This is a genomic window from Prevotella sp. CAG:255 (assembly GCF_000431195.1).
Lineage (GTDB): Bacteria > Bacteroidota > Bacteroidia > Bacteroidales > Bacteroidaceae > Prevotella > Prevotella rara.
This window is the reverse complement of record NZ_HF986819.1, coordinates 51,721-58,748: the sequence shown is the minus strand read 5'-3', so window position 1 is coordinate 58,748 and position 7,028 is coordinate 51,721. Positions and strand designations below refer to the sequence as shown.

The window sequence follows — 7,028 nt, the reverse complement described above, 5'->3', positions numbered from 1 at the left end:
CTCTTCCGATTTGTAGTAGTGTTCGTCTACGAGGTCGACACCAATCTCTCTCATGGCCTTCCATCCGTGTTCAAACATCTCACCCTCGGGCGCCGGTCCGCATGTACCTATAATCTTTATGTCGGGATATTTCTCGCGTATAGCCTTGACGAACGGCGGCAGACGCTTGAAGTAAGGCTCTTCCCACTGCTCGTTGCCCACGGCTATATATTTAAGGTTGAAGGGTGCGGGATGCCCCATCTCGGCGCGCTTGCGTCCCCATGTAGTGGTGGTGTCGCCGTTGGCAAACTCAATGAGGTCGAGGCAGTCTTGTATGTATGGCTGCAGCTCGCTCATAGGCACGTTGGCGCTGTCGTCCTTGTTCTGAAACTGGCATGCCATGCCCACGTTGAGCACAGGCAGCGGCTCGGCACCAATGTCTTCCGACAGTTGGAAATATTCGAAGAAGCCCAGTCCGTAGCTCTGATAGTAGTCGGGACTGATGCGGCTCTTCATGGCATACTGCCAGCGGTTTTCGTTCACGGGGCGGTTCTCTACGGGGCCTATCGTGTTCTTCCACTGATAGCGTGTCTGCAGGTCGGCGCCCTCAACGATGCATCCGCCCGGAAAGCGGAACACGCCCGGGTGCATGTCGGCCAACGCCTGAGCCAGGTCGGCCCTCATGCCGTTCTTGCGGTTTTTGAATGTTTTTACGGGGAAGAGGCTTACGTGCTCGAGACACACCGGAGCCTTGCCGTTGAGCAGGATGCGCAGGCTTGCTTCTGTGTCGTTCTTGGGCGACTTCATTATCAGTTCATATTTTTTCCATTCTCCAGATGTTATCTTCAGTTCCTGTGTTACGAAGGCCTGAGGTTCGCTGTCGGTCAGCTGGTCTATAAGTTCCACCTTTATGCCGCCTTCGCCCTCGGCTGCCTTTGCCCACAGCGTCAGTCTGTAGTCTTCGCCCTGCTTTAGGCTTATTCCGCCGTAGCCGCTATTCTGCATTCCGGTCAGACGGTCGGCGTGTCCCGGCCATGCCAGCTCAACGTAGTGAGGGCAGCGCTCAAAGGGGCCGTCGTCTTTCACGTTGACGTTGCCAAAGGTTGTCCATCCCGTCAGGCTCTGTTTGAACTCGAACGAGCGGTTTACCAGCATTTCGCCGTAAAGGCCGCCGTCGGCACCATAGTTGATGTCCTCAAAGAAAATGCCATACATTGTCTTCTGTATGGGGGCGCCGTTTTTGCCCGTGTCGACGTCCATCACGCGCGGCTGGGCAAACGATGAGGTCAGCGCCGCAGCAAGTGCCGCAGCACCTGCAATCAGTCTTAAGTTCATGTTGTAAAGATAATGTTATATTGTTTAAGTTTAAAGTGCTGCAAATGTAGTCAAAAATATTTATATGTAGCAAAAAACAAAGTAAAAAGTGCAGAATTTACACTTTTTCTTGTCCGTTCCTCTGTTCTTGCGTAGTCTGCGGCAGTGGCATACCCCTGTTTCGGCCGGCATTAAGGGCTGAAGGCTTTAAGTCCTGACAGTCATGGCGTGAGCGGCATTGCCCCTGCGGGCATAGATGCGCCTGAGCGTCTTGCCGTAGTAGAGCATGCCTACGGCATCAGCCACAGCCCATCCTATAGGTATCGACCACCATATGCCGTCTACTCCTATGCCCGGAACGGCTGACAGGGCATAGGCGAGCGCCACGCGCAGACCAAGCGACAGCACCGTCAGCACCACAGACATGCCCGGCATCCTAATGGCGCGATAGTAGCCGTAGAGCAGAAACAGCACGCCTATTCCAACGTAAAAGGCTCCCTCTATGCGCAGGTATCTCACGCCGATGGATATTATGTCATGCTGCGAACCGTCCACGAATATCATCATCAGTGGTTTGGCAAGCACAAAGACTGCCGCTGACACCACCAGCGAGAACACAGTCGTCATCAGCAGAGCCTGCTTCACTCCGCGGCGTATGCGTCCCCGTTTGGATGCGCCGAAGTTCTGCGCCACGAAGGTCGAGAAAGCGTTGCCCAGCTCCTGTACAGGCATATACGCAAACGAGTCGATTTTTACGGCAGCCGCAAATGCCGCCATCACAGCCATGCCGAAGCTGTTTACAAGGCCCTGCACCATCAGTATGCCGAAGTTCATCACCGACTGCTGTACGCAAGTCAGCGACGAGAATGTGGCTATCTCGCCGAGCGTTGCCCGGCTTACGGACATGTCCTTGCGGCGCGGAATCAGTTCTGGGCGCGTCTTCAGTATATATGCCGTTATGCCTATTGCAGCCGCAGCCTGAGATATGAGCGTTGCCCACGCAGCGCCCTCAATGCCGAGCCCGAAAAGGAGCACGAGAACGAGGTCGAGCACCACGTTGAGTACCACTGACGCTGCCAGCACCCACAGCGGAGTGCGGCTGTTGCCCACAGAACGCAGCAGCGACGCGCAGAAGTTGTAGACGAACGACAGCGCTATGCCGGCGTATATTATCATAAGGTAGCTGCGCATCAGCGGATAAACATCAGCCGGAACGCTCAGCAGGCGCAGCGTGCCGTCAATCCAGATATATGCCGCGGCATTCAGCACAACGGTTATTCCGCCCGTAAGCAGCAGGCTTGCCGCCACGCTCTGCCTCAGACCTGCCATGTTGCCCTCGCCGAACTTTAGCGAGAACACCGTGCCGCTGCCCATCGACAGGCCGAGCATCACGGACGTGATAAACACCATAAGCGTGTAGGCCGAGCCGACGGCCGCCAGCGCCTCAGCACCGATGAAGCGCCCCACAATGAGCGTATCGGCAATGTTGTAGCACTGCTGCATCATCGCCCCCGCCATCATCGGCAGTGTGAAGCGCAGCAGAGTAGGTGTTATTTTTCCCCGTGTAAGGTCTTCGCCGTTGTTCATTTTCAGCTGTTGATTTAAAACATTCATACAAAGGTAATCAATAAAATTTAAAGTATGACATGATTGGATAAAAGAATAAATGGCATTTTCATGGCATTTAAAGACATGGTAAAAGATCAGGACAAAAGTTTTTTCTGAAATAGAAAACCGATGTGTAAAGGATGTTAATTTGCGCTGCTTAAAACTGTCGCTTTATTAACTTTCATTTACGTTTGGTCCTCTTTTTGGTCCTAAAAAGCATGGTTTTGCCTTTAAAGTTGAGGCTTTTTGCATTACAAATAGCCCACTTTTGCATCGTAAATGCACCACTTTTGACCCGTAAATGGCCGAGTAATGTTTTTTAACTTTTGTCTTTTTGCTGCAAAAGTTTTGTAAATGTTTGTCATTCAACAACTTAACTAAAATGCCTGAAAATACGCAATTTTTCGGTCTGAAGACCAATCCTTGTCCGGCACCGCTGTTCTGAGAGCGTTAAGTGAACGGAATTAATCCGTTTTATTTACAAAATCCAGCTGCGTATGCAGTCTTTCGGCAGATTAGATTATGGTTACTTCATGTCTTTTTATGTGTCATAAAAGTGGAAGAAGGGTAGATATGGCATTTTTGAAAATGCACTAAACGCCCTAAAATGTTAAATACTGATAAAAAGACATACATACTATACCCATTTCGGTGCTTGGGTTGTATTAGAAATAAAGACAAAGAATTATGGCTATTTATAAAACTATTGTAAACATAAGACTCCCGTTGCTGCTGTGCCTCATGGCTTTTTGCTTAAACATAAGCTATGCCGGAGAAAATAACAAGAGGCTTATTACGCTGAAGTTTGCTGACGAGCCACTGCCATCAGCATTAAAGCGGCTCGAGAAAGCCGGCGGAAAGAGCATTCTGTTTACATATAAAGAGACGGAGCGTTTCAGGGTTACGGCCACGGTGGCAAACAAGACACAAGCGGAGGCGCTCGCCATAGTGCTCGGCGGCAAGCCTTTTGCGTTTGTTGAGCGCAATGCTTACTTCGTGGTGCAGTACAGCGAGTCGCGCCAGCGCAGCGTCAGTGTGCGCGGCCGTGTGACCGACCAAAACGGCTCGCCCCTTGCTTATGCCAACGTGGTTATGCTGGCTTCTGGCGACAAGTCGTATATCTCTGGATGTGTTACGGAAGCCGACGGCACTTTTGCCATGCCTTCAATGCCGCAGAAAGACTGTCTGCTCCGCGTGTCTTTTGTAGGCTACACCACTGTAACCGTGCCATGCCGTCAGGAAAACAGCATAACGCTAAAGGCCGACGCCATGATGCTTAAAGGTGTAGAGGTAAAGGCGTCGCGCCCGATGGTGGAGCGCAGGGGCAGCACCATTGTGGCCAACGTTGCGGGCACGCCGCTCTCGATGATGGGTTCGGCAGCCGACATGATTGGCAGTCTGCCTTTCGTTACAGGCGACGGCGACAATTTCAGCGTGATAGGCCGTGGCGGGGCAGAGATTTACATCAACGGGCGCAAGGTGCGCGACACGAATGAACTCGGACAGCTGCGCGCCACGGAGATTCAGCAGGCCGAAATAATAATGAATCCCGGTGCGCGCTATTCGTCGGATGTAGGGGCGGTGATACGGTTAAAGACAATACGTCTGCGCGGACAGGGACTTAGCGGACTGGCTTATGCCGAATGGTCGCAAGGTCATGAAGGTAAAGGGCGCGAGGGCCTTTCGCTAAACTACCGCACCGGCGGTCTTGACGTCTTTGTGAAGGGAAACTTCAAGGAAAACAGTTCTTACATAAAGAACCAGACTATAAGCCTGATGAACACGTCGTCAGTATGGACGATGATGTCTGACAATATTGAGACCGGCAACGATTCTAACTTTAAGGGTGAGGCAGGCTTCAACTATGAACCCGACAGCCGCCAGTCGTTCGGTGTGCGCTATGTGGCTGACAAGTCTCTTGCCAACAGTAACTCACATATAACGGGCAACACCATATTGTTGCGAGACGGAGACGAGTATGACAATATTGAGACAGAGTCGGAGACGGCTGAGAACAACGGCTGGAACCATTCGGTCAACGGATACTATACGGGCACGTTCGGCAAGTGGAGCATAGACTTCAATGCCGACTATGTGGGCGGATGCTCGCGCAGCTGGCAGGTGGCTGCCAACAACGACGAAGTGGACGCTACCTCATATAATGATGTGCGTAATTCTCTCTATGCCGCCAAACTGGTGGTAACAGCCCCGTTGCTTGGCGGCGAGGTGGCGTTTGGCACGGAAGAGACATTCACCGACCGCAAGGACCGCTTCACTCAGAGCGGCTTCTCGGCAGATGCCGACGACCATCTGCAACAGCAGTTTTATTCGGCATTTGTCGAATATACTCTCGGTCTGGGGCGTTTTACGGCACGTGCCGGATTGCGCTACGAGCATCAGCGGACCAAGTATTATGAGGCTGGCGTGCTGAAGGCAGAGCAAAGCCCTACGTACAACGACCTGATTCCGTCGGCATCGGTCGACTACAGCCATGGCGACTGGAATTTTTCGCTGGCTTACCGTCTGTTGAAACTTAGTCCTCTTTACCGCATGCTCTCGAGCGCGACAAGCTATGTCAGCAAATATATGTACCGTAACGGCGATCCGCTCCTCGTGCCACAGAAACATAACTACTTTACAATCGACGGCGGATGGAGATGGATTAATTTCTCGATATGGTACGACTATGCACTCAATATGTATACTTCGTTCTTCAAGCCATATGATGAAAACGGCCATCCGGGTGTAATGCTGCAGACAATGGCAAGCATACCTTATACTAATATGTACGGAATGTCTGTTGAACTGACACCGAAAATCGGAATATGGCAGCCCCGCCTGTCGGCTTCGGTAGACTGGTATGACTCTGACGCGCGCTCTCTTGGCATACCTTACCTGTGGAACCGTCCTGTCTTTGACTTCGTTTTCTACAACAGTCTGACCTTCAGCCACGGCTGGCTTCTGAATCTGAAAGCACGCCTGGGCCTGAGGGGCAAACAGAGCTATACCATAAAACAGCAGTATGGAACGGTGAGCCTGCGTGTGGTAAAGACATTCTTCAAGGACAAATCGCTGCGCGTGGCCCTTTCTGCCGACGACATATTCAATACGGGGCGCGACCGTTTCACTGGTTATGGTGACCGTACATACTACGACAGCCGTACATGGTCAGACACGCAGCGCATAGGCATAAGCGTAAACTATACGTTCAACGCCACCAAGACAAAGTATAAAGGCACGGGAGCCGGCGAGAGCGAGAAACAGCGACTGTAGCGGCTGTCTGTTGAAAATAATGCTTACCTTTGCGGCCGTTAAATGTCTCCGTGCTTCCTGGCACAATGGTGCAAGGCGATGAACGGCGGCCAACTGATTTTAAAAATGTTGTTGAAAGATAAGAAGAAAGACGACTTCAGACGTATGTTCTGCGAATATTATCCTAAGCTGGTCAGGTTTGCCGTCCAGCTTACGGGCGATGCCGACGAGGGGCGCGATGTGGTGGCCGATGTCATGGAGAAGGCCTGGGAGCGCTTCGACTTGCTGCGTCCTGCCGACCGCGGCTCATGGCTCTATATGTGCGTGCGCAACGCCTGTATTAACAGACTGAAGCACATAAAGACCGAAAATTGTGCGGCGGCAGAGTTGGCTGAGGCCACGAAGGCAGATGCCGAAAGCGAATATCGCGATCACGAGCGGCTGCTTTCGCGTGTTGAGGCTGTGGCTGAAGGGTTAGGCGAGCCAGCACGCTCGATAGTGCGCCTATGTTATTATGAGCATCTTACACGCCGTCAGGCTGCCGAACGTCTTGGAATAAGTTATGATACCGTGAAAAAACATATTGCAAAGGCCTTGAAACTTTTGCGTGAGGCTGTAGGGAAAGGAGACGAATCATGAAAGAGAATGATGTCAGAAACATGGATTTGACAAGCCGCAAGGCAGGCGAGGGCAGCGGTGAAGACGAGCGTTTGCTGATGATGCTCGGCGAGGCTTTGGGAGATATGCCCGGCGATGAGGAGACGCAGAAGGCATGGCGGCAGTTTGAAGCGCGTCATGGCGATGCCGGCGGCTCACGTTTGAGGCTGCGTCGCATATTCATTTCAGCAGCGGCAGCGGGCGGCCGTGTGGGGTTT

The 7,028-nt window shown here is 52.1% G+C and carries 4 protein-coding genes; 2 read left to right on the top strand and 2 right to left on the bottom strand.

What is annotated here, in order from left to right; all coding sequences use genetic code 11:
- The coding region (locus QVO66_RS08675) for a carbohydrate binding domain-containing protein (protein ID WP_288172762.1) at positions 1 to 1,314 on the bottom strand (1,314 nt) is incomplete at its 3' end.
- A gap of 186 nt (positions 1,315 to 1,500) precedes the next feature.
- On the bottom strand, positions 1,501 to 2,907 hold the full coding sequence (locus QVO66_RS08670) for an MATE family efflux transporter (RefSeq protein ID WP_288172761.1): 1,407 nt from the start codon (positions 2,905 to 2,907) through the stop codon (positions 1,501 to 1,503).
- Positions 2,908 to 3,588: 681 nt separating this feature from the next.
- On the opposite strand from QVO66_RS08670, the gene QVO66_RS08665 reads away from it, so the two are divergent.
- Positions 3,589 to 6,174: an outer membrane beta-barrel family protein gene (locus QVO66_RS08665; RefSeq protein WP_021855078.1), complete on the top strand. Its 2,586-nt coding sequence runs from the start codon at positions 3,589 to 3,591 to the stop codon at positions 6,172 to 6,174.
- A 105-nt stretch (positions 6,175 to 6,279) separates the two neighbouring features.
- Entirely contained in the window at positions 6,280 to 6,792 is a 513-nt protein-coding gene (locus QVO66_RS08660; RefSeq protein WP_288172760.1) for a sigma-70 family RNA polymerase sigma factor, read from the top strand.
- Positions 6,793 to 7,028: the final 236 nt, after the last annotated feature.